This is a genomic window from Paenibacillus sp. JT22N1, assembly GCF_059692155.1.
Window position 1 is genome coordinate 37,577 of the sequence record NZ_JCAUAW010000003.1, and the last position, 23,066, is coordinate 60,642.

General features: G+C 43.1%; 21 protein-coding genes. All 21 read right to left on the reverse strand.

Features of this window, described 5'->3' with window-relative positions:
• Positions 1 to 126 precede the first annotated feature (126 nt).
• Positions 127 to 978: a hypothetical protein gene (locus AC58UU_RS06450; protein ID WP_497314074.1), complete on the reverse strand. Its 852-nt coding sequence runs from the start codon at positions 976 to 978 to the stop codon at positions 127 to 129.
• Positions 979 to 1,071: 93 nt separating this feature from the next.
• Entirely contained in the window at positions 1,072 to 1,323 is a 252-nt protein-coding gene (locus AC58UU_RS06455) for a DUF3243 domain-containing protein (protein WP_047672971.1), read from the reverse strand.
• A gap of 96 nt (positions 1,324 to 1,419) precedes the next feature.
• Complete coding sequence (gene ymfI / locus AC58UU_RS06460) at positions 1,420 to 2,175, reverse strand: elongation factor P 5-aminopentanone reductase (RefSeq protein ID WP_497314075.1); 756 nt, start codon at positions 2,173 to 2,175, stop codon at positions 1,420 to 1,422.
• On the reverse strand, positions 2,172 to 3,461 hold the full coding sequence (gene yfmH, locus AC58UU_RS06465; RefSeq protein ID WP_497314077.1) for an EF-P 5-aminopentanol modification-associated protein YfmH: 1,290 nt from the start codon (positions 3,459 to 3,461) through the stop codon (positions 2,172 to 2,174). The genes ymfI and yfmH overlap by 4 nt, the downstream gene beginning before the upstream one ends.
• Before the next feature lie 3 nt (positions 3,462 to 3,464).
• Positions 3,465 to 4,745, reverse strand: coding sequence for an EF-P 5-aminopentanol modification-associated protein YfmF (yfmF, locus tag AC58UU_RS06470; RefSeq protein ID WP_497314079.1), 1,281 nt, complete (start codon positions 4,743 to 4,745; stop codon positions 3,465 to 3,467).
• A gap of 102 nt (positions 4,746 to 4,847) precedes the next feature.
• A complete protein-coding gene (gene sleB / locus AC58UU_RS06475; RefSeq protein WP_497314080.1) occupies positions 4,848 to 5,627 on the reverse strand; it encodes a spore cortex-lytic enzyme in 780 nt (259 codons plus the stop codon).
• 124 nt (positions 5,628 to 5,751) lie between these two features.
• Positions 5,752 to 8,301: a DNA translocase FtsK gene (locus AC58UU_RS06480; protein WP_497314082.1), complete on the reverse strand. Its 2,550-nt coding sequence runs from the start codon at positions 8,299 to 8,301 to the stop codon at positions 5,752 to 5,754.
• Between the two features lie 64 nt (positions 8,302 to 8,365).
• Complete coding sequence (locus AC58UU_RS06485) at positions 8,366 to 8,605, reverse strand: YlzJ-like family protein (RefSeq protein ID WP_497314084.1); 240 nt, start codon at positions 8,603 to 8,605, stop codon at positions 8,366 to 8,368.
• Positions 8,602 to 9,336, reverse strand: a complete 735-nt coding sequence (locus AC58UU_RS06490) for a ClpP family protease (RefSeq protein ID WP_497314086.1) — start codon at positions 9,334 to 9,336, stop codon at positions 8,602 to 8,604. Before AC58UU_RS06490 ends, AC58UU_RS06485 begins: the two co-directional genes overlap by 4 nt.
• 219 nt (positions 9,337 to 9,555) lie before the next feature.
• Complete coding sequence (locus tag AC58UU_RS06495; protein ID WP_047672953.1) at positions 9,556 to 11,232, reverse strand: ribonuclease J; 1,677 nt, start codon at positions 11,230 to 11,232, stop codon at positions 9,556 to 9,558.
• Positions 11,233 to 11,402: 170 nt separating this feature from the next.
• Positions 11,403 to 12,266 carry a 4-hydroxy-tetrahydrodipicolinate synthase gene (gene dapA / locus AC58UU_RS06500; protein WP_497314089.1) on the reverse strand — a complete coding sequence of 288 codons (864 nt, stop codon included), beginning with the start codon at positions 12,264 to 12,266 and terminating at the stop codon, positions 11,403 to 11,405.
• 26 nt (positions 12,267 to 12,292) lie between these two features.
• A complete protein-coding gene (gene dapG / locus AC58UU_RS06505; RefSeq protein WP_497314091.1) occupies positions 12,293 to 13,510 on the reverse strand; it encodes an aspartate kinase in 1,218 nt (405 codons plus the stop codon).
• Between the two features lie 51 nt (positions 13,511 to 13,561).
• Positions 13,562 to 14,599: an aspartate-semialdehyde dehydrogenase gene (locus tag AC58UU_RS06510; RefSeq protein ID WP_497314093.1), complete on the reverse strand. Its 1,038-nt coding sequence runs from the start codon at positions 14,597 to 14,599 to the stop codon at positions 13,562 to 13,564.
• A 36-nt stretch (positions 14,600 to 14,635) separates the two neighbouring features.
• Positions 14,636 to 15,229, reverse strand: a complete 594-nt coding sequence (locus tag AC58UU_RS06515; protein ID WP_171648901.1) for a dipicolinate synthase subunit B — start codon at positions 15,227 to 15,229, stop codon at positions 14,636 to 14,638.
• Complete coding sequence (gene dpsA / locus AC58UU_RS06520) at positions 15,226 to 16,125, reverse strand: dipicolinate synthase subunit DpsA (RefSeq protein WP_497314095.1); 900 nt, start codon at positions 16,123 to 16,125, stop codon at positions 15,226 to 15,228. The genes AC58UU_RS06515 and dpsA overlap by 4 nt, the downstream gene beginning before the upstream one ends.
• Before the next feature lie 153 nt (positions 16,126 to 16,278).
• Positions 16,279 to 16,734, reverse strand: coding sequence for a dUTP diphosphatase (dut, locus tag AC58UU_RS06525; RefSeq protein ID WP_497314097.1), 456 nt, complete (start codon positions 16,732 to 16,734; stop codon positions 16,279 to 16,281).
• Entirely contained in the window at positions 16,721 to 17,977 is a 1,257-nt protein-coding gene (locus AC58UU_RS06530) for a M16 family metallopeptidase (RefSeq protein ID WP_497314099.1), read from the reverse strand. Before AC58UU_RS06530 ends, dut begins: the two co-directional genes overlap by 14 nt.
• 106 nt (positions 17,978 to 18,083) lie before the next feature.
• A complete protein-coding gene (locus AC58UU_RS06535) occupies positions 18,084 to 19,136 on the reverse strand; it encodes a polysaccharide deacetylase family protein (RefSeq protein WP_497314101.1) in 1,053 nt (350 codons plus the stop codon).
• A gap of 154 nt (positions 19,137 to 19,290) precedes the next feature.
• Positions 19,291 to 21,393, reverse strand: coding sequence for a polyribonucleotide nucleotidyltransferase (locus tag AC58UU_RS06540; protein ID WP_497314103.1), 2,103 nt, complete (start codon positions 21,391 to 21,393; stop codon positions 19,291 to 19,293).
• Positions 21,394 to 21,660: 267 nt separating this feature from the next.
• Positions 21,661 to 21,930 (reverse strand): 30S ribosomal protein S15, encoded by a 270-nt coding sequence (gene rpsO, locus AC58UU_RS06545; RefSeq protein ID WP_029195252.1) that lies wholly within the window; start codon positions 21,928 to 21,930, stop codon positions 21,661 to 21,663.
• 167 nt (positions 21,931 to 22,097) lie between these two features.
• A complete protein-coding gene (locus AC58UU_RS06550) occupies positions 22,098 to 23,033 on the reverse strand; it encodes a bifunctional riboflavin kinase/FAD synthetase (RefSeq protein WP_497314106.1) in 936 nt (311 codons plus the stop codon).
• Positions 23,034 to 23,066 lie beyond the last annotated feature (33 nt).

Consider the following 23,066-nt stretch of genomic DNA (forward strand, 5'->3'; position numbering starts at 1 on the left):
ACCATTCTTTAACGTCCAATCTTTCCACCTCATCGCAATATCTGTAACGAACAAGTCGATACCTATTCAAATAATTTCTACAATTTGCGTCAATGTCCTTCTTTTATCGCGTAAAAATTCACGAATTTATTTCATTTTTAGTTCTTTAAGCTCTTGTTCATTGTAAATCATACCACCTTTTTTCCATGAACTGGTTTTCATCATAGCGAGACGATTGTCCAAGATTTGGGCCCAGTTAAGTTCAGCCGATACAGCTCCTGTAATATCCACAATCGATACTCCGATAGACTTAGCTTTCTGTACTTGTGCCTCATCTACTGGTGTATAGAAAATAATCGTGCTGGAGTGATGCTGCCTCGTTTGGAACGATAACTGCTGAAACCACTGTTCATTATTATCGAGCAAAACGATATGATCCGCTTCCTCCGAAGGTGCCCATGCAGAAGGAATGGGACGATCACTTCGAGTCACCCACTCCACGAGAACGTTTTGTGCTAATAGGTCTTGGATCCATTTATTTTTCAAGGTCTCAATCTGAAGAGAATCAATTTGTAAGAACGAAGCTTGCTCATTTACCTGACTTGTGATTCCTTTGGTATCAAGCTGACTTTGTAATAAGGTCCACTTACCCATCGAAAGTCCTTGTCCAATCACCCCATTAGCAGAAGGAAACAGTTCATTACCAATGACATATATGTAATCATACTTGCTTGCTTTCAACTTTGCTATAACGCTTTCATCCAGTTGATTCAAATCCTTGATCCAATCAAAGGCTATAAAATTAGCATCTCTCCACTGCTGAAGCGCATTTCCTACCGACTGCTTAGCCGGTTCAGACACACTAGCTCCTGTCAGCATTAACACAGATAATTTATTATCCAGCAATTCCTGCTTAATGGTTGGAATTCCACGATTTCCACACCCTGCTACGATAAAAGATAAGAGCAATAATGTAAGCGCAAAACGTTTGATTGCCATGAAGTTACAGTTCCTTTCATCCTTATAAAGCGTGCAAAAGCCTCCGAAAGAGGAGGCTTTCACATAGTACCCTATTGAATTGTAAAACGGTTATTAACCTTTGTCTACTAATTTTACCATGAGGCGGGCAATTGTAAGCTTTTCTTGCTCATCCCCTGCATCCCACAGCTCTTTGAGCACTCGCTCTTGTTCATTTTCGGGATCCACCTTATTTGCCAGAAATTCACCGATTTGAAAAGCGAGCTTAGAAATGGTTTCCTCACTCATCCCCGCATGTCCAGCCTGACTCACACGTTCAGCCAAAAACTCTTTCCACTTATCAAATACCTTAAGTACAGTAGCCATTGTAAGAAGCCTCCTTTGAGTTATGAGAAATGGTCATTACATACGTAATATTCGCTTCTCAGCTTAAAATTATGCGCGAGGCTTCCTACACTGTACTCAGGTTAACCATCCACCATTTGGACTTATGATTTGACCCGTAATATAGCCGGATTCAGGCAGTGCTAGAAAGTATACAAGCGAAGCAACTTCATCAGGCAAAGCAAAACGGCCTACCGGAATTTCATTGGCGATCGCTTCCCGCTCCTCAGGTTGAAATCCTGCCATCATTTCGGTATGTACCGCACCAGGCGCTACGGCATTCACTGTCACGCCAGAAGGAGCCAGCTCCTTCGCTAACGCCTTCGTGAAGGCGTTCAACCCACCTTTGGCTGTTGAGTATACAACCTCACAGGAGGCACCTGAGATGCCCCATATGGAGGATACGTTAATAATGCGGCCGTACTTTTGTTTGACCATTGCCGTCATGAACGTTTGTGTACAAAGAAAGGCGCCTTTAAGATTAACATTCATCACCAGGTCCCAATCTTCTTCGCTTACATCAGAAAGCATACCAAAGTGAGAAATCCCCGCATTGTTCACGATAATATCAGGGACCATGTCTCTTTGTTCCAGCTTTTCTTGCATCTTGTTGATTTGCTCACGAGATTTTACATCCGCGGATACGGTTAACACCTTGGCACCATGCTTCATGCAGGATCTGGCCACTTCATTAGCAGCTTCATGTGACTCACGGTAATGAATAACAACATTCATGCCTACCGCGGCAAAACGCTCAGCAATAGCTGCACCGATCCCCCGGCTAGCTCCTGTTATAAGAACTGTTTGTTCACTGAATGGCTTAGGAAACGTCACGATGGCTTACGACTTTGCACAATCGAAATAGCAAGTCTGCTCCAGTCAAAATGCTCGCGGAACCGACGGTTCACGTCGTCTAGTGTAATTTGCTCGTAAACAGGCAATATATCGAATAAATCAATATCTTTGAAACGGTATTTAGTGAATTCATTCGCTATGGATTCCGGTGAGTTCATCATCCGTAGGAAATTACCAATTTTCTTCTTACGACTCCGCTCGAAGGTGACTTCATCGAGTCCTGAATCCTTACGTTTCTCAACCTCTTCGCGTATGCGCGCTACAAGTTGGTCAGGATCTTTAGTATCTCCGCCAAGAATGGAGAAAGCATAACCCTCACTGCAATTATATTCATGACCAAAATTATCAGAAATCAATTGCTCATCATATAGTGCCTGATAAATATCAGAGCTTGAACTGAACAAAACATCCAACATTAATTTTGTCGTCAATTCTCTAACAAGTAAGTCTTTCCCACTTACAGAAAGCGCAGGCTCCTTAAATCCCATTAAACATTTTGGCATTGAAACAGGAAGTAATGTTACTCTGCGCGATTCTTTCACTTCTAATGGCTCTTCTGGGAAAAATCGTTGGATATTTCCTTGTGGTGGAAAAGTTTTTGCAGCTTGATTCCCTTTAACTAACGAAATAACCTCTTCTGGATCTACACCTCCAACCACAAACAGGCTCATATTGCTTGGGTGATAGAATGTGTTGTAGCACTCATACAAGGTTTCTTTTGAGATTTCGGCAATGGACTCTACTGTACCAGCGATATCGATATGGATGGGATGTTTAGCATATAAGGATTCAATTAATCCATAATAGCTTCTCCAGTCCGCATTATCTTCGTACATTTTGATCTCTTGACCAATAATGCCTTTTTCCTTTTCTACATTTTCATCTGTAAAATAAGGGTTTTGCACAAAATTAATTAATGTCGTTAAATTTGTTAAATAGTGATCTGTGGATGAAAATAAGTACGCTGTCCGATCAAAGCTTGTAAAAGCGTTTGCCGAAGCGCCGTTTGAAGCGAAAGTAGCGAAAATATCACCTTCAGGCTCTTCAAACATTTTGTGCTCCAGAAAATGAGCAATGCCATCCGGAACTTGGACTGCCTCTTTCCCTTCAACTTGAAAAAAGTTGTCAACAGATCCGAATTGCGTCGTGAACGTCGCATAGGTTTTCTGGAAACCATCTTTGGGTAGTACAAACACATGTAGCCCATTATCAAGCTTCTCGTGATAAATGGTTTCACCAAGGTGTGGATAAGGAATAACCTGCATCTTCTACTCTCCCTTCTGGTCCCGCAAAAAGTATATCGTATCCAGTTGAACACGCTTAGCAGCTTCTGCAATAGCCGTAATATCTACCTGCTGCACAGATTCAATCAAGCCTGAAACCGTACGTTCTTTTCCAGATAAAATAGCATTAAAGTCAAATGAAATTAATTCAAATGCGGAATCCTGAATTTCACGCAGTTGATTGGCAATCATGGCACGGGTTTGATTCCATTCAATATCACTGATCTCACCTTGCTCCATGGCAGTCAGCTGCTTTTTAATGATATCAACCGCTTTCTCATAATTCGCCATTTCAATCCCCGATTGAATCGTCAGAATGCCTTTGTGACCATCAAACCGAGAAGAGGCATAATAGGCTAGACTCGCTTTCTCACGAACATTCGTAAACAATTTGGAGTGTGGGTAACCTCCGAGAACCCCATTATACATAAGAGCTACAGGGTACAGCTCATCTCGATACGAAATATTGGTACGTAGTCCCATGTTCAGTTTCCCTTGATTAACATCCAGACGTTCAACGATAGTCTTTACATCACCAGAAGCCCCCCGCGGGGCAGATGTTACATAGCCAACATCCACTTTACGTTCAATGGAGAATGCCTGCTTTACGATACCCTCTACTTCAGAGAGCGTCGTATTTCCAACGACATAAATATCGATAGGAGCCGTTTGAAGCCATTGTTTATATTGTTCGTAAAGTTGCTCAGCATTGATAGGGTCCAAATCATCTATTTTACCCAAAGGGTGAAGCCGATAAGGATCATCACTGCACATTTCTTCGATACAGCGTTCAGCCGCGTAACGAATTTTATCGTTAATGACTGATTCTATACGCTTCTGGAGAGTCTGCTTCTCAGCATCCACATATTTGTTACGAAAATGTCCTTCTTCGAGCGCAGGCTTCGTCAAAGTTTCTCCAACGAATTCAAGTCCCTGCTTTAATAAAGATTGTGCTGATTTCACGAATCGGTCGTTGATGATATCCATGCGTAACTGAACAATTTGGTAATCGCCACGTTTATAAATATCAAAGCCGAATCCTGCACCATATAAATCATCTAAATATTCTCGAAATTGCTTCGTTTCTGGGCGTAATTCCGTACCTCTACGCAGTACAAAGGGTGTTAATGCGGTACTCGTGACCGTATCTTCCTCTAGAGGACGGCCTATGTACACTGAAATGGCAAACGTTTTAAACCGATCTGTCGGCAGCACATGTAAACGTATATGATTCCATGTAGTGCGCTCAAATTGTATATGCTTCAAAGGTCGGTCTCCCTTCTTTTTCCCTGATATAAATCCATTATATTCCTATACGAAGAGGAGAAGCAACCAAAGCTGGTTCCTTCTCCTTGTCCTTTGTCTAAATTATTTACAGAAGATATGCTTCCCAATAGTTTTGACTTGCTGTCTGCTCCAAATCCATTTGGATGTTGCCGTTACCGGGTTGAAATAATAGATGCACCCACCCGAAGGATCCCATCCATTCAGTGCATCTTTTACGGCCTTTTTCGATGATTCGTCAGGTGTTAACCATATTTGGCCATCCGCTACGGCTGTGAAAGCACCAGGCTGAAAGATAACACCAGAAACTGTATTTGGAAAACTAGCTGACTTCACTCGATTCAAAATGACGGCTGCAACGGCTACTTGGCCAATATAAGGCTCTCCGCGAGCCTCCCCATGCACCGCATTCGCCATAATCTTCAGATCCTGTTCAGACAAGCCCAGGTTATTCGAAGGCAGCAAATTGGCTGGTTTTTGATTTGAAGTAGCCGTTTCTTTGCCTGCGCCGCTCTGTCCTCCTGTGGTTGGTGCTGTAGGCTTCCAATTCTTCGTAGCTTCCCACAGTTTAAGCTTGGTCTTGGGACCTACAACGCCATCTACTTTCATCCCAAACTCACCTTGGAATCGCTTCACTGCCGTTAAAGTCTTATACCCATAATCACCGTCTATACTGCCGTTATAGAAGCCAATGAACTTCAATCTGCCTTGCAGCTCGTTAACGTCAGCTCCTGTGGCTCCATAACGCACTTCATTTTTACTAAACGTTTCTTCTGCAGGTGGATTGAACTTTCCCTTCAACTGAAAAGCGACAACTAGTACGAAAACAATACAAACTGTAAGTACAATTAATCGTTTATTCATTCCCCTTCTCAACCTCACTTTTCAAATTACAGCCTTTTCTTGCTTATTATGAGAAAGGGACTCTCTGTTTATACAAAAAAAAACACTCTCTTGAGGAGAGTGCTTGTACAATCGTCTTTTTAAGCTAGGAACTGATCCGATTATGATGGTATTGTTCAATCGACATCAGCACCTCGCGAGGCTTACTGCCTTCGTACGGACCGACGACCCCTTTGGCTTCCATAGAGTCAACCAGCCTTGCCGCACGAGTATAACCTACTCTCATACGTCGTTGCAGCAGGGAAACAGAGGCTTGCTTGGCTTCCAATACAATTTGAACAGCCTGGTCGTAAAGCTCGTCTTCAAATTCATTTTGCTGCTCCGGCATATCTTCAACATGTGGGACCATTTCTTCTTGGTAATTCGCCTGCTCCTGCGTGCGTACAAAGCCAACCACATGTTCAACCTCTTGGTCTGATAAAAAGGCACCCTGAATACGAACAGGTTTGGATGCACCTACTGGCAAATAAAGCATATCCCCTCGACCTAACAGCTTCTCGGCTCCGACCATGTCCAAAATGGTCCTTGAGTCCACTTGAGACGAAACACCAAACGCAATACGCGATGGAATATTGGCTTTAATTACGCCTGTAATAACATCAACGGATGGTCGTTGTGTAGCAATAATTAAATGAATACCTGCTGCGCGGGCCATTTGAGCAAGGCGTGTGATTGAATCTTCCACATCATTAGCAGCAACCATCATTAAATCGGCTAACTCGTCCACAATAACCACGTAATATGGCAGAGGGACTGCTGTACCGCTTTCTGTCAACATTGCATTGTAGCCCTCAATATTTCGCGTTCCGCTTTTCGAGAATAGTTCATAACGCTTTTCCATCTCAACGACGACTTTCTTTAGTGCTAATGAAGCTCGTCGAGGATCAGTTACAACTGGTGCCAGTAGATGTGGAATCCCATTGTAGACATTCAATTCAACCATCTTCGGATCGATCATAAGAAACTTCACTTCATTAGGTTTTGCTTTATACAAAATACTCGTAATAATCCCATTAATACAGACGGATTTACCTGAACCGGTGGCTCCAGCTACAAGTAAGTGAGGCATTCTTGCCAAATTCCCGACGATTGGTTGTCCAGAAATATCACGCCCAAGTACAACCGATAGCCGCGAGCTGGATTCTTGAAAAGCGGATGTTTCCATGACTTCACGCATGGTCACGATCGAAACCTCCAGATTAGGCACCTCAATGCCGATCGCAGCTTTACCAGGAATCGGCGCTTCCATCCGAATATCCTTGGCGGCAAGCGCCAATGCGATATCATCGGTCAAGGAGACGATTCGGCTGACCTTCACACCCACGTCAGGCTGTATCTCATAGCGTGTCACGGCAGGGCCTCTGACGACCTCCAGAACCTTGGCACGAACCCCAAAGCTCTCCAATGTGGCTTCAAGCTTCCTTGCATTCGCTTTGTAGTCGGCCATCTCGCTACCTTTGCCAACAGCAGGTTTCGCTAATAAATCAAGGGAAGGCATTTCATATGGCCGTGTTTGCACAATTGGCACATTCTCCTGAAATTCCAGCGTAACTGGCTCATCATCCGTGTCAACAGCCCCTGCTCCCTGAACTTTAGAAGCCGGCGCTGTAGAGGAAGCTGCAGGATGTTTGACTGCCTGCTGAGCTTCTTGAAAAACCTGCTCCTGAAAATCACGAATAATGGGTGTGATTGGTTGATCTGTGGATGGTGAATCTGATTCAGCTGCTTGCTTCCCGCTTGACTTATAAAGAACTTGCTCGGTTACATCAGCTGCATCTAAATCATTTAATTCATCTGCATTTGAATTATTCTCGACTGCATCCTTTTTCCGACTTTCCTTATTAGGACGAAGCAGCTCCATGAAAAGTGGTGTCTTCTTCGCCCGTTTAACAGGCTGAAAAACCTCTTCATCGAATTCATCATCAACAGGAACATAAGAGGATTTCTTCGCCTTAGTTGCACTAGCACCTGTGGAGACTGTTTGGGGCTGACGTGTTTCGCGATCCTGCAGCCACTCTTTCATTCTATCTTTAAAATTTTGGCCAACATTACTGAATCGACCCTTCACGATATTGCCAACGTCCACGTAAGAAATACCTGTTGCCAGAATAAAACCCATGACAAACAGCGCATATTGAATTAATCTCGCTCCCAAATAGTCGAACAGAAAGTAAAGGACACTGTATAGCACAGCGCCAATCATGCCGCCGCCAATACCATTCTCGAGTGCCGCTTTGCCTGCTTCTGTTGGTTTCAGACCATCTAACATGGCATTCCATGTTGATGCAATGACTTTACCAGACGTGAAACCGCCATCAGGATATAATTGAGCGAACAAATCAATATGATTTTTTATTAGTAGTCCAAGAATGAACAGCAATATGCCTGCTTTCTTGGGCGTAACCATCTGTGGCCATGCTCTCTTGATCATCGCATATAAGGCCACATATATGAAAATCAGCGGTATAAGTGAATACCACGTTCCCACAAAAAATCGAAAAAGGTAAATCAACGAATTCCCGACATGCCCTTGATGAGCAAGTGCAATGACCGAGAAGATTAGAATGAGAATACCATATAACTCGAATAACAAGCTTGTTTTTAGAGCCTTACCTTTTTTCTTGCGTTTCGCCACGCTTGCCACCCCCAAGTCCACATTATACCATATTTGACTTGGGGGATGATACAGGAAGAGCAAGCTAGAAAGTTAAAGTTGCCTCTACTACAGGACTATATGAAATAATAGTTCCAGGGGCATATTGATTATTCAAATAATCCTGAGGATTACAACTAAACAGCCTGACAATTCGTGCCTGAAATCCACTAATCGGTTCAACTTGCATTTTGACTCCACCCTGATCGATTTCGATAAATTTGGGTTCATAAGTCTCCATTCCTTCAAAAATCACATCCATCGGTATAACGGAGTAATGTATCATTGTACAATGCCTCCGCTCGCCGCTGCTTTCTTAATCTCTATACGCTGATTAAGCTCTCGGATTGCATCACCGATACCGCCCACTTGATCTATCAATCCATATTTAACGGCGTCTATCCCAATGACCGTAGTCCCAATATCCCTTGTCAACTCACCAGTCTTAAACATCAACTCTTTAAACTTTTCTTCTGTTACATTAGAGTGCTTCGTTACAAACCGCACAACACGTTCCTGCATTTTATCCAAATATTCAAATGTTTGTGGGACTCCAATAATTAAACCATTTAATCGAATTGGGTGAATCGTCATTGTTGCTGTTTCGGCAATAATCGAGTAGTTCGCTGATACTGCGATTGGAACACCAATGCTGTGCCCACCACCTAGTACCAAAGCAATAGAAGGTTTCGATAAAGTTGCAACCATCTCCGCGATGGCAAGTCCTGCTTCTACATCTCCCCCTACCGTATTTAAAATAATCATAACGCCTTCAATCTTCGGATTCTGCTCTGCGGCGACTAATTGCGGAATTAGGTGCTCATATTTGGTCGTTTTATTCTGGGGAGGGAGAACGATATGTCCTTCCACTTGTCCAATAATGGTGAGACAGAAAATATTAGATTCGCCAGAAAGCGTATTAGTTTGACCTAACTGTTGAATATTTTCGAGGACTGCGTTTTTCTTGCCTTCTTCAGTTTCCGGTTCTTGTTGTTTCGGTCCTGTGGGTGCTGCCACTGAAAATCCCCCTTCGAGTTTTGCTTTTGCAAAAACAGCTTTGTAAGCTTAAACTGCATTGTGCTAGCAAACTTTGCATGTACTGTTCATAATCTCCCATAGTATGAATAAATTTGCGTATTTTCATGCATTCGCATCCTACGAACTATAAGAAAAAAAGCTCCCTCCAGTGATGGAGAGAGCTTTACTATTGCATAGGTTCAAGTGACTTGTTCGAGCCTAGACTTCCATGATAATAGGAAGGATCATCGGTCTTCTTCTGGTTTGTTCATATAAAAAGCGTCCGAGAACATCTTTCACGTTTGTTTTTAAAGATGCCCATTCATTTACATTTTCATTCATTAATTTCGTTAACGTATTCGTTACGATACGATTGGCTTCTTCCAAGAGACCCTCAGATTCACGTACATACACGAACCCGCGAGAAATAATATCTGGTCCAGATAAAATTTTGCCATCTTGTTTGCTGAGTGTAACTACGACCACAAGGATTCCGTCCTGAGACAGTAATTTACGGTCACGCAACACAATGTTGCCTACATCTCCAACACCCAGTCCATCAATCAGAATGTTGCCGCTTTGAACTTTAGATCCTTTGCGAGCAACGCCATTTTGAATTTCCACTGTGTCACCGATATCGCACATAAATATATCTTCTTTAGGAATGCCGACAGACTCGGCTAGGATGCCATGTTGACGCAGCATGCGATACTCGCCATGAATCGGAATAAAGTACTTAGGCTTTATAAGATTGAGCATTAACTTCAATTCTTCTTGACTACCGTGACCTGATACGTGTACGCCAGTAACAGAACCTGGACCGTAAATCACATTAGCGCCAATACGGAATAACTCATCTACGGTTCGGCCTACATAACGCTCATTCCCTGGAATTGGAGTTGCCGCAATAATGACCGTATCACCAGGTAAAATATCGATTTTACGATGGGTTGAACGTGCCATTCTTGTAAGAGCAGACATTGGCTCTCCTTGGCTTCCTGTGGAAAGAATGACAACGCGATCAGCAGCAAGCTTGTTAACTTCCTCTGGCTCGATTAGCATGCCATCCGGAATGTGCAAGTACCCTAACTCGCTAGCGATCGATACCACGTTAACCATACTGCGACCGATTACTGTTACTTTACGATTTGTTGCTGCGGCTGCATCAAACACCTGTTGAACACGGTGAATGTTGGATGCAAAAGTCGCAATAACAACTCTTTGCTTAGCTTTACGGAACACTTCTTCAATCTCAACCCCAACACTACGCTCAGAGCCTGTATAACCAGGACGTTCTGCATTTGTACTGTCAGAAAGCAAGGCAAGTACGCCTTTCTTCCCAATCTCTGCCATACGATGCAAGTCCGCATATTGATCATTTACAGGAGTTTGATCGAACTTAAAGTCTCCTGTATGAACAACAACACCTTCTGGTGTATCTAAAGCGACACCCACAGAATCAGGAATACTATGATTGGTTTTGAAGAATGTTGCAGTAAGAACGCCTAAGGATAGAACGGATTCTGAATTAATGAGGATCCGGTTCGTAGTACCGAGTAAATTTGCTTCCTTCAGCTTAGCTTCGATAAGTCCCATTGTGAGCTTAGTTGCATAAAGTGGAACGTTAAGATGCTTAAGTACATAAGGTAAGCCGCCAATATGATCTTCGTGGCCGTGAGTGATGATAATGCCGCGTACTTTATCCCGATTCTCCGTTAGGTATCCAATGTCTGGAATGACGATGTCGATTCCAAGCATGTCCTCCTCTGGAAATTTCAAACCACTATCAATGACGATGATATCGTTCGCATACTGAACGCAATACATATTTTTTCCGATTTCGCCCACGCCGCCAAGAGCGAAGATCAAAAGTTTATCAATATTTTTTTTGGACAAGAATATACCTCCTTCTAAGATTGGACGACGAATTTTAAATGAAAAAACCGAACTAGTCACTTGCAACCATTATACATGAAAAAAAACAACAAATACAAGTTAATACCTATTACTTTAGATTCCCCAAAAAAAGAAAACCGATGCCAGAAGCACCGATTCATTAGGCGTTATCATACAAAAAGTGATTGGATGAATTGTCCTTCTTGCTCGGATACAGAAACTAACGGAAGTCTTACGCCTCCAGTTTGAATGCCTTTCAATGCGAGAGCATGCTTAATTGGAGCAGGACTCGGCACACGGAAAATGCCAGTAAAAACTGGATGAAGCTTACGATGAAGTTCTGCCGCTTGCTGAGTGTTACCTTCTAAATAATACTTTATCATAGATTGCATTTCTTTTCCAATCACATGACTAGCAACACTAATAATTCCCTGACATCCTACCGCTAGAGCAGGCAGTGCACTGCTGTCATCCCCGCTGTACACAAGAAAATTAGGAGCTGCATCATTAAGTATACGTGTCAATTGATCCGTGTTAGCGCAATCTTTGGTAGCCACGATATTCGGAATTTGGGATAGACGAATAGTTGTCTCCGCATCCAAATTCACACCTGTGCGTCCCGGTACATTATAAAGCATAATAGATACCTGAACTGACTCAGCTACTGCTTTAAAATGTTGGTACAACCCTTCTTGGGAAGGGCGGTTATAATAAGGAGCTACGATCAGTATGGCATCGACTCCAAGTTTCTCAACTTTTTGGGAAAAATGAATGGTGTGCGCAGTGTCATTACTTCCTGTTCCTGCAATGATCTTGCAGCGCCCACCAGCATAACGAACGGATAGTTCGATAAGTTTCAGCTTCTCATCGTCTGTTAATGTTGGTGCCTCACCAGTCGTGCCACAAATAACAAGGCTATCCGACTGCTGCTCTTCGATCAAATAGTTAATTAATGGTTCCACTTGCTCCCAGTTTACTTGTAAGTTCTCGTCAAAAGGAGTTACCATAGCTGTAATTACTCTTCCAAAATCCAACGTTATACCTCCTCAATCTCACATTTTCATTTATATAAATTGAATTTATGATGTAGTGCCCTAACAGATTTAATCATATCAACACCATGGACAAGCACCCAAATCGTTGTATTTGAATCGGCTGATTGAAGGATACGTATGTCCTCCATCGTTAATGCCTCAACAATTTGCGCCATAATACCTGGTACTCCGTTCATACCGCCACCGATCACCGAAACTTTCGCACATCCACTCACGGCCTTAGGATCATAGCCTTGACCTCTGAGCAGTTTTAGAGCGCGTTCCGCTTCATGATCGAACACCGTATAAACGACTCCCGATGGATTGACGTTTATAAAATCAACACTAATCTGATGCAGCGCCATCGTTTTAAATACACGAAGCTGAAGATCGAATTGGCCTTCAACCGCAGCAACATGAATTTGAGTAATGTTCGTAAAATGGGCAATTCCCGTAACGAATCGATCCCTCACTTGACTCATATCCGTAGGGATACTGTCTGAAGTTGTAACCAACGTTCCTTCTTCTTTGGAAAACGTAGATCGCACGCGAATCGGAATATTAGCCTGCATGGCTACTTCTACCGCGCGTGGATGTATAACCTTAGCACCATTATGTGCCATATTGCAGATTTCAGCGAAGCTTACGCGAACTAGCGGTTTAGCATCCTCAACGATCCGTGGATCCGCTGTCAATATTCCGTTGACATCCGTGAAAATATCTACAATTTCAGCTTTAAGGGCAGCCCCAAGAGCAGTAGCCGATGTATCACTACCCCCGCGCCCTAATGTTGTTAGTTCGTCTAGACTTGTTTTACCTTGAAATCCGGTAACAATGACTACCATATCTTGTTCCAACAATTCAAGGATCCGGTTAGGCTGCATAGCTACTATCTGGGCATTACCATGAACATCATTCGTAAGAATACCAGCTTGCCCACCTGTCAAAACCGTAGAACGAATACCTGTTGCTTGTAATAAGCTGCACAAATGTACCGCAGAAATTAACTCTCCGCAGCCCAATAACATATCGAGTTCCCGCGCTGGCAGCCCATCCCCGTTCTTTCGAACGAGGTCTAAGAGCGTGTCAGTCGCATAGGGTTCTCCTTTTCTTCCCATCGCGGATACAACAACAACCAATTTATAATGATTGATAAGTGCGTCTTGAATGTGTCCAATGACGTGTTCTCTGGCATGAGCGGTGGAAAGCGAAGTGCCTCCAAATTTTTGTACAAGGATTCGCATGAGTTTCCCCCATATTCACTGCATGATGATTACGGCAGTCATACTTGCTGATTATTGTTCTATAGCAATATATTCAGCAATTTGTACAGCATTCCATGCAGCGCCTTTAAGTAGGTTGTCAGAAACAATCCACATATTTAGCGCTTTTGGATTGCTCAAATCACGGCGTACACGACCAACGAAAGTTTCCAGTTTACCCGCTGCATCTGTAGCAAGTGGATATTGCTGCTCAGCCGGATTATCAACAAGAACAATACCAGGGGCATTAGCAAGTAACGTCTTCACTTCTTCTACGTCGAAATCTTCTTTTAATTCAACATAGACAGACTCAGAATGACCATAAACAACCGGAATACGGACACATGTAGCTGTAACTTCAATGGACTCATCGCCCATAATTTTTTTCGTCTCAAGAATCATTTTCATTTCTTCATTCGTAAAACCGTTATCGAGGAACTTATCGATTTGCGGAATCGCATTGAAGGCGATCTGATGTTTCACTGGCAAAGAACCAACCGGCAAAATATCCGGATTCGCATCATTTCCTTCAAGCACTTCTTTCGATTGTCTCAACATTTCGTTAATCGCTTTAGCGCCTGCTCCAGAAACAGCTTGGTACGTAGATACGATGATACGGGAAATCCCATAACGGTCATATAGAGGCTTAAGTGCAGCTACCATTTGAATCGTGGAACAATTCGGATTGGCAATAATACCTTTATGCTCGTTAATTTTCTCAACGTTTACCTCAGGTACCACAAGTGGTGTTTCAGGATCCATGCGGTATGCACTCGTATTATCGATACAGATCGTACCCGCCTTAACCGCGTGAGGAGCTAATGCCTTCGTAACATCGCCTCCAGCACTAAATAAAGCAATATCAATGCCTTCGAAGCTTTCTGATGTCGCTTCTTGAACGGTTACTTCTTGACCTTTAAAAGAAAGCTTTACGCCCGCTGAACGAGCGGAAGATAGTAATTTCAATTCCTTGATGGGGAAATTCCGTTCTTCCAATAGACGGATTATTTGTTCTCCTACTGCGCCTGTAGCGCCTACGACTGCAACGTTAAAAAGCTTCTGGTTCGACATGAGCTGGACTCTCCCCTTCAAGATGTTATATATGAATTAGTATAGAAATCTCTCAATAATCATGGGCTGCAATTGCTTACCTTCAAGAGCAGCTTCGCAGGCTTCCATAATCAAGTCCATCCGAGCTACCAACGAATTTGGCTTCGCTCCAGGTGCATCTTGACCATAGGGCACAAAATAAATGTTTTTGGTAATGAGAAGCTTTGCGATATTCATCGCGTTCAAACCCAGCCCATCATTGGTCGAAATCGCTAAAACTAGCGGCCGCAAATTTCTCATTTGTGCTTTTGCAGCCATAAGTACTGGACTCTCTGTCATCGCGTTTGCTAGCTTGCTAGTCGTGTTCCCTGTGCATGGCGCAATAACCATCACATCAAGCAGCTTGGATGGACCTAGAGGCTCTGCGGCTACAATAGTAGATATAATTTCGTTCCCTGTTATATCCTTTATCTGTTGCTGCCAATCATCTGATTTGCCAAAACGTGTGTCGGTGGTCATGACTGTATTCGATACAATCGGAATGACACGTGCACCTGCATCTACAAATCTCTTAATCTGCGGCATGACTTCTTCCAACGTACAGTGAGAACCAGTTAAAGCATATCCGACTGTTTTCCCTTGCCAATTCATTCCACATCGCTCCTGTCTTTGAAGTCTTCCTCGATCAGCTGACTGAGTGTGTTTGCCATGATGCGGCCAGCTGTTTTGGGGGCGACGATGCCAGGTAAACCGGGCGCTAGCAACGCTTTGATGCCTCTTTTCTCGGCAAATCGGAAGTCCGTTCCGCCGGGTTTAGAAGCCAAATCGATGATGAGCGCGCGATGTGGGATATTAGTAATAACTTGCGCTGTGACTATCATAGTCGGAATTGTATTAAAAAGCAAGTCAATATTCCCCACTTCCGGGTACAGGTCCTTAGTATAAAAAGGCTGAAAACCCATCTCCCACGCCCTTGCAAAATGCTCCGGTTTCCTCACGCCAACCTTCACGGTTGCCCCTAATCCCTGCAACGTTTTGGCCATTGTAAAACCTGTACGACCAAAACCTAAAACCATACTAACTGAACCATGGATGGTAATATCGGTGTTCTGGATCGCCATCATAAGCGCTCCCTCGGCTGTCGGAATGGAGTTATAAATCGCTATATCATCACGCTCGAATAGCTCCACTACCTCAATCCCATTTGCTGCACAAAGCTTTTTCAGAAAGCTTTTGGCCATTCCTGTATACACTTTGGCGTGCTTTGGCATTGAAGACATAAGATCGTCTGTCAGTCTCATTTCTTCACTCGAGAATATAGATTCCACTTGTCCCGAATCATCCGTACCTACTGCAGGTAAAATAAGTACATCTACGGTTTGAAACAACACGGGATCGAGTCTAGCATTGGAAACACCGCTAAATTGCCTCCCTAAATTGTCAAAGCCGATTAATGTCACCGTAGCATCAAGTTCAGTAAATTTCTGAATTACTTCAAGCTGCCGGGCGTCTCCACCCATAATAGCAACCGATATCCCAGTGAGCATTCTTACACCCCTTTCTCGGTCCGTTTCGATACGTTATAGTATGCGTTCGCCTAAGGATGGGTGACTTTCCGTGCTCAGTTCCTTGGAAAACAAAAAGAACCCCTTCAATTAGAAGGGGTTCTGACATTTATGCTTACGTATGAAATAGGTCTTTTACCGTCCAGTATGGCCAAAACCGCCTGATCCTCGCTCCGTCTCCGTTAATTCCGAAACCTCATTGAGCTCAATCTGTGGCACAAGCTGGAAAACCATCTGCGCAATTCGCTCATTCCGCTGAATGGTGAAAGGCTCCTGCCCATGGTTAATTAGCAGAACTTTTACTTCCCCGCGGTAGTCGGCATCAATCGTTCCCGGTGAATTCAGTGTTGTAATGCCATGCTTGTAGGCAAGCCCGCTCCTCGGCCGGATCTGAGCTTCAAGCTCAGGCGGCATACTTAATGCAAAGCCTGTCGGGATGAGTTGACGCTCACCTGGACCTAGCACTATCGGCACGCTCACAGCAGCATGAAGGTCAAAGCCACTGGCTGCGGCGGACATTTTCTGAGGTAGAAGGATATCCTCCTGTCCGGATACCCGTTTAATTTGAACATCAAAGTTATAGAGAGACAAGCTGATCCCTCCTGAAGCCGTTAATTACATCATCCGAATTTCCCACCATAGACAGAGCAAAAGGTGCCCCGAATAGCGTTTTCGTCAATTGACGAATGTTCTCCATCTGAACGCTTTCAATTCGCTCGATCATTTCGTCGAGACTGTAATGCTTACCAGTCATCAGCTCATTTTTCCCGAATCGGTTCATACGGCTGCTGGTACTCTCCAAACTAAGGATTAAGCTGCCTTTCAGCTGCTCTTTTCCTTTCTTTAGTTCAGAATCCGTCATTCCATTCACCGCAATATCATGCAGCAGCTCCATAGTCACTTTGAGCACTTCTTCCGTCTGCTTCGGTGCTGTGCCTGTATAAATCGTGAACATGCCGCTGTCGATATGCGAAGAATGGTACGAATAAACGGAATAAGCAAGCCCCCGTTTCTCGCGAATCTCCTGGAACAATCTAGAACTCATTCCACCGCCAATGGCATTATTGAGCAATACCATTGGATATAGATTCTCTTCTTGAAGCGAAAGACCTGGAAGCGATAGACAGATGTGATTTTGCTCCGTTTTTTTCGCATGGAAAATCAGTTCTCCAAGGAAATTCGGTGCGTCATAACTTGTTTCCACGCCCGTTTGAGCGAATTCACCGAAATGCTTCTCAATAAGCTCGCGCACGCTATCATCAATATTGCCAGCAATACTAAGAACTGTATTTTCGGTATTATAATATTGCTTCATATAGTTACGCAGATCTTCGGATTTCATTTTCGATAAATTATCCTGGGTTCCGAGGATCGTATACCCCAGCGAATGTGAGCCATAAGAAGCTTTGGCCAATAAGTCATGAACCAAATCATCCGGTGTATCTTCATACATAGAGATCTCTTCATAAATGACGTTCTTCTCTTTTTCTAACTCACTCTCATCAAATGCAGAATGGAAAAACATGTCCGAAAGCATATCCATGGCAAGAGGCAAATGATCATCGAGAACCTTTGCATAATAGCATGTGTACTCTTTGGAGGTGAATGCATTCACATTTCCTCCGATTCCATCAAATATCTCCGCGATATCTTTGGCTGTATGGCGCTCTGTCCCCTTGAACAACATGTGTTCAATAAAATGCGAAATGCCGTTATTATCTTGAGACTCATTACGCGAGCCCGTCTTCACCCAGATCCCGAACGTTACCGATCGAAACGTAGGAATTTGTTCCATGACAACTCTCAAGCCATTATGTAAGCGATATTTGATCACCAAGGTTCCTCCTCGAATTGTAGCACCTAAAGTCCTTTTCCCCAATTATACTTACTCAGTCTAACAAAAATGTGCCAACGACTCAACTTTGCAGCTGATTCACCAATTAATTCGCGATTTGACCCGGTTCAGCAACACGTTTAGAGGATAAAAGCTCAGATACGGTGCCAACCGTCAATCCTTTATTTTTAATGATACGAATCATACCTTGCAGTGCTTCCTTGGATGAGATCGTTGGATGCATCAAAATAAGTGATCCAGGCTCGACACTTGTCGATAACCGTTGAAGGATTCGCTCAGACCCTGGATTTTTCCAATCTACCGTATCGAAAGTCCAAAGTACAGTTTGCAGACTGAACTCCGATGCTACTTGAACCGTTTCTTGGTTAAAATAACCCGAAGGAGGCGCAAACAGCATGTTCTTTACACCAAGCTGCTGCTTCAACAGATCCTCTGTTTTAGAAATTTCCTCAACAGCTTTACTTCGCGTTATACTTCTCATATCCTTGTGCGAATAAGCGTGATTAGACAATTCATGCCCTTCGCTTTGGATCTTTTTGGCCATTTCTACGTTCTTCTTCAACCACGAGCCATCCAAAAAGAAAGTCGCATGTACATTTTCTTTGCGGAGAGTGTCTAGCATACTAGGCAAATACTCATTTCCCCAAGCAACATTGATCATGAAAGAAACCATTGGCTTCTTGGGATTCCCTTTATATATCGGATTCGGACCGAGATCGTTCAATTGAATACTAGGCTGCACTTCTTTCATTACATAATTGATTTTATTCGGCGTTAAGTGATGCTCTGCTAGCTTGAGCGTCTCCTCAATATCGACTTCTAATCCATTGTAACCGGGAATAGCTTTCCAAACGGGATCAATTTTAGCATTAATGGGGGCAATCTTTCGTTTCTCAGCTTCTTTCATAATCGTTTCTAGTAAAATACTTTGCTTTGACTTCTTAAGTTCAGTTGAATTAATAGTGGAAGAGGCAAAGACAGGGAGCGCTTCTTCATCCCTCCAATTATTATCTGCTAGATACGTAATTTGATTATTCTTCACTGCATTGATGTAAGTTCCTACGCTAGGGATTGCATCCAATGTAAGCAAAACCATAGCAAAAAAACTTCCAAGAAGAAGCCATTTTTTGTGGAGCATACACAGATCCCCCTTTCTTATCTCCTGATTTTATGCAGGAAAGGACAAGAGTAGAACGAGGCATGTCCAGGTATGTCTAAAAAGCAAAAAAGAGACAGATTGATCTGACTCTTTATCCAAAACTATTTAAAAGGGACTTCACAAGTCACGCGGCTTAAGTTTGAGCCGGGACTTGCGAAGTTAATGTCGCTTTGCGAGAAAGATTAACTCTTCCTTGTTGGTCAATTTCGGTAACTTTGACGGTGATTTGATCGCCAATGTTCACTACATCTTCCACTTTCGCTACACGCTCTGTGGAGATTTGTGAAATATGAACCAAACCTTCTTTACCAGGTAAAATTTCTACGAATGCTCCGAATTTCTCAACGCGTTTTACGGTACCCAAGTAAGTTTCACCCACAATAACCTCGCGTACGATGCCTTCGATAATAGAACGTGCTTTTTCGTTCATCTCTTGGTTGGATGATGCGATGAATACACGGCCATCTTGTTCGATATCAATTTTCACGCCAGTTTCTTCAATAATTTTATTGATGATTTTACCACCGGCACCAATGACATCACGGATTTTGTCCGGGTTGATGTTCATCGTAAGAATCTTAGGCGCGTATTTGGAAAGAGTCTTCTTAGGCTCAGAAATACGAGATACCATTTTACCTAAAATGTGCAAACGGCCTTCTTTGGCTTGCTGCAAAGATTGCTGCAGAATGCTGCGATCAATCCCATCGATCTTGATATCCATTTGCAGGGCTGTAATACCTTCAGCCGTTCCCGCAACTTTAAAGTCCATATCGCCAAGATGATCTTCCATACCCTGAATATCGGATAAAATGGAGAAATGATCTCCGTCTTTGATCAGACCCATTGCAATACCAGCAACCGGAGCTTTAATCGGAACACCAGCATCCATAAGAGCAAGTGTGCTTGCACAAATACTAGCTTGGGATGTTGAACCGTTCGATTCCAATACTTCAGATACAAGACGAATTGTGTAAGGGAATTCAACTTCATTAGGGATGATCGGCTCAAGAGCTCTCTCTCCTAATGCACCATGTCCGATTTCACGACGACCCGGTGGACGAAGCGGTCTTGCTTCCCCAACGGAAAACGGAGGGAAATTATAGTGATGCATGAAACGTTTGGTTTCTGTAAGGTCCAAACCATCCAATATTTGAACATCGCCTAAAGCGCCTAATGTACAGATACTAAGAGCTTGTGTTTGTCCACGTGTGAACAAGCCTGAACCGTGAGTACGCGGTAACAAATCAATATCACAATCAATTGGACGAATTTCTTCTGGTTTACGTCCATCTGGTCTCACTTTATCATGTGTGATCAAACGACGTACTTCTTCTTTAACGATATCATAAAGCGTTTCTTTCACATCACCTAGTAAGCCAGGAGTTTCTGCATACAAGGCTGTAAAATGTTCCACAGCTTCGGCATTCACAACATCGATTGCTTCTTGTCTAGCATGCTTCTCAGGAATTTTAATCGCATCAACTAGTCTAGCTTGAGCAAATTCACGAACAGCACGATTTACCTCGGCATCAACCGTATGAAGTTTGACCTCCATTTTCGGTTTACCCGCTTGTTCAACTAATTCTTCAATCACTGCAACAATCTTACGGATTTCATCGTGTCCAAACATGATAGCTTCGAGTACAACTTCCTCTGAAACTTCGTTCGCACCAGCTTCTACCATCATTATCGCATCTTTGGTGCCGGCAACTGTCAAGTGAAGATCACTTTTCTCTGCTGTCTCACCCGTCGGATTAATAACGAATTGCCCATCTACTCGTCCAACAATCACGCCACCAACAGGACCATTGAAAGGAACGTCAGAGATTGCTAGTGCAGCAGAAGTACCAATCATTGCTGCCATTTCTGGCGGACACTCTTGGTCTACGCTCATTACTATAGAAACGATTTGCACGTCATTACGGAAGCCTTCAGGGAAAAGAGGGCGAATCGGACGATCCGTTAAACGGCTCGCTAGGATTGCTTTCTCACTTGGACGTCCTTCACGTTTAATAAAACCACCTGGAATTTTACCAACCGAATACAATCTTTCTTCATAATTAACCGTTAACGGAAAGAAATCCAGATCTTTCGGTCCGCTTGAAGCAGTTACTGTACTAAGCACAACCGTATCGCCATAACGAACAGTTACAGCTGCATTGGCTTGTTTGGCCAGTCTTCCCGTTTCAAGAATGAACGGTTTGCCGCCAAGTTCCATTTGTACTCTTTTCTCCATAACATCCTCCTAAGGAATTGTTCTATTCAATTCATATGTGTTTGATAAACATGCACAGAAAGTAAGGTTTAAAACCCTTTAATATTATGCTCCGTATGTACTCAAAAATTGCCTAACGCTGGAGTCATCCACTATTTCTGCGTAATGTCTAGTATTTCCTTCTTTTTCCGTTTTAAAAATACAAGAAAAAGCAACCTCGTTGCTTTTCTTCGCCAAAGCTTTATCAAGCCCAGCAAAGGAGCAACAGGTTGCTTCTCATTGTCGGTTTTATCGACGCAAACCAAGCTTTTCGATCAAAGCACTGTAACGGCTCACATCTTTGTTCTTCACGTATGCTAGCAGCTTACGGCGTTGACCAACCATTTTGAGCAAACCACGGCGGGAATGATGATCTTTCTTATGAGTCCGCAGATGATTTGTCAGGTTGACAATGTTTTCTGTAAGGATTGCTACTTGTACCTCAGGTGAACCCGTATCGGTATCATGTACCTTGTGAGTTTGAATCAGTTGTGTTTTACGCTCTTGAGTTAATGCCATGATTGTTCATCTCCTAAATTCTATTGTATCCCCGCTAGCCTAGAAATCGCCGATGATAGCGCATGTCCAAGCTAAGGTTCATGCCAGAAGGTATAGATCCTTTTGGCAACGTTATTCATTATATCATAATCGCACAGTAGAAGTAAACGCTTGTTTCAACTGCAACGTTATAATTTGTTCTTGGCCGTTTCGACATCAAGTTTAATTTGAGTAACCAAATCGTCTAGGGATGAGAATTTCCGCTCTGGTCGAAGGAAAGCTATAAGCTCAACATTCATATGCTCGCCGTAAATTTGTTCGGAGAAATCAAATAAATGAGCTTCGAATGAGGGCTTCAATTCACCGGTTGTGAAGGTAGGTTTTACACCAATATTCATAACCCCTTTATAGGTTTCCCCTTTAACAGATGCTTTAATCGCATAAACTCCATTGGTAGGGATGACGTAAGACTCATCCAGTTGAATATTAGCGGTAGGAAAGCCAAGTGTTCTCCCACGCTTCTCTCCATCCACAACGATGCCGCTTATACTATAGGGACGCCCAAGAAGTCTGGTAACTGTGTCTATGTCCCCTTGCTGTAATGATTCACGAATGAGTGTACTGCTAACTTTTTCGCCATCCATATGAAAGGGTCTCACCACTTCTACAGAAAATTTCCCATGACTCAACTCACAAAGCGAATCCGGGGTACCTTTACCTTGAAAACCAAACGTAAAATCAAAACCACAAATGACACTTTCAACACCAAGTCGATCCAATACTTGATCCACGAAATGTTCCGGGGATAACCGCATTAAAGACGCATCAAAAGTAACAACGTAGGTATGATTCACACCCAGGGATTCAAACATCTTCATTTTCTTACTCATCGGAGTTATAAGATCCGTATATCTATCTTGACCCATTACTGCTCTAGGATGTGGGTGAAAGGTCATAATAGCCGCCTTCAGCCCAAGATTCTTAGCCGTGCGTAGGGCTCGTCCGATGACTTCCTGATGTCCCAAATGTACACCGTCGAAATCGCCAATTGCCACCACTTGCTCTCCTACAATTAGGTCCAAATCATCCATATTAATGGGATATGATATTGGTATTATGCGCATAAGTTCATTTCACCTACCCATTTTAACCTGTCC

Bases quoted from the DNA above. Each gene is read 5' to 3' on its own strand.
- AC58UU_RS06450 (WP_497314074.1), bottom strand. From the start codon at position 978: ATGGCAATCAAACGTTTTGCGCTTACATTATTGCTCTTATCTTTTATC.
- AC58UU_RS06455 (WP_047672971.1), bottom strand. From the start codon at position 1,323: ATGGCTACTGTACTTAAGGTATTTGATAAGTGGAAAGAGTTTTTGGCT.
- yfmH (WP_497314077.1), bottom strand. From the start codon at position 3,461: ATGCAGGTTATTCCTTATCCACACCTTGGTGAAACCATTTATCACGAG.
- sleB (WP_497314080.1), bottom strand. From the start codon at position 5,627: ATGAATAAACGATTAATTGTACTTACAGTTTGTATTGTTTTCGTACTA.
- AC58UU_RS06485 (WP_497314084.1), bottom strand. From the start codon at position 8,605: ATGATACATTACTCCGTTATACCGATGGATGTGATTTTTGAAGGAATG.
- dapG (WP_497314091.1), bottom strand. From the start codon at position 13,510: ATGCGAATCCTTGTACAAAAATTTGGAGGCACTTCGCTTTCCACCGCT.
- AC58UU_RS06510 (WP_497314093.1), bottom strand. From the start codon at position 14,599: ATGTCGAACCAGAAGCTTTTTAACGTTGCAGTCGTAGGCGCTACAGGC.
- AC58UU_RS06515 (WP_171648901.1), bottom strand. From the start codon at position 15,229: ATGAATTGGCAAGGGAAAACAGTCGGATATGCTTTAACTGGTTCTCAC.
- dpsA (WP_497314095.1), bottom strand. From the start codon at position 16,125: ATGCTCACTGGGATATCGGTTGCTATTATGGGTGGAGACGCCCGGCAG.
- AC58UU_RS06535 (WP_497314101.1), bottom strand. From the start codon at position 19,136: ATGCTCCACAAAAAATGGCTTCTTCTTGGAAGTTTTTTTGCTATGGTT.
- AC58UU_RS06540 (WP_497314103.1), bottom strand. From the start codon at position 21,393: ATGGAGAAAAGAGTACAAATGGAACTTGGCGGCAAACCGTTCATTCTT.
- rpsO (WP_029195252.1), bottom strand. From the start codon at position 21,930: ATGGCATTAACTCAAGAGCGTAAAACACAACTGATTCAAACTCACAAG.
- AC58UU_RS06550 (WP_497314106.1), bottom strand. From the start codon at position 23,033: ATGCGCATAATACCAATATCATATCCCATTAATATGGATGATTTGGAC.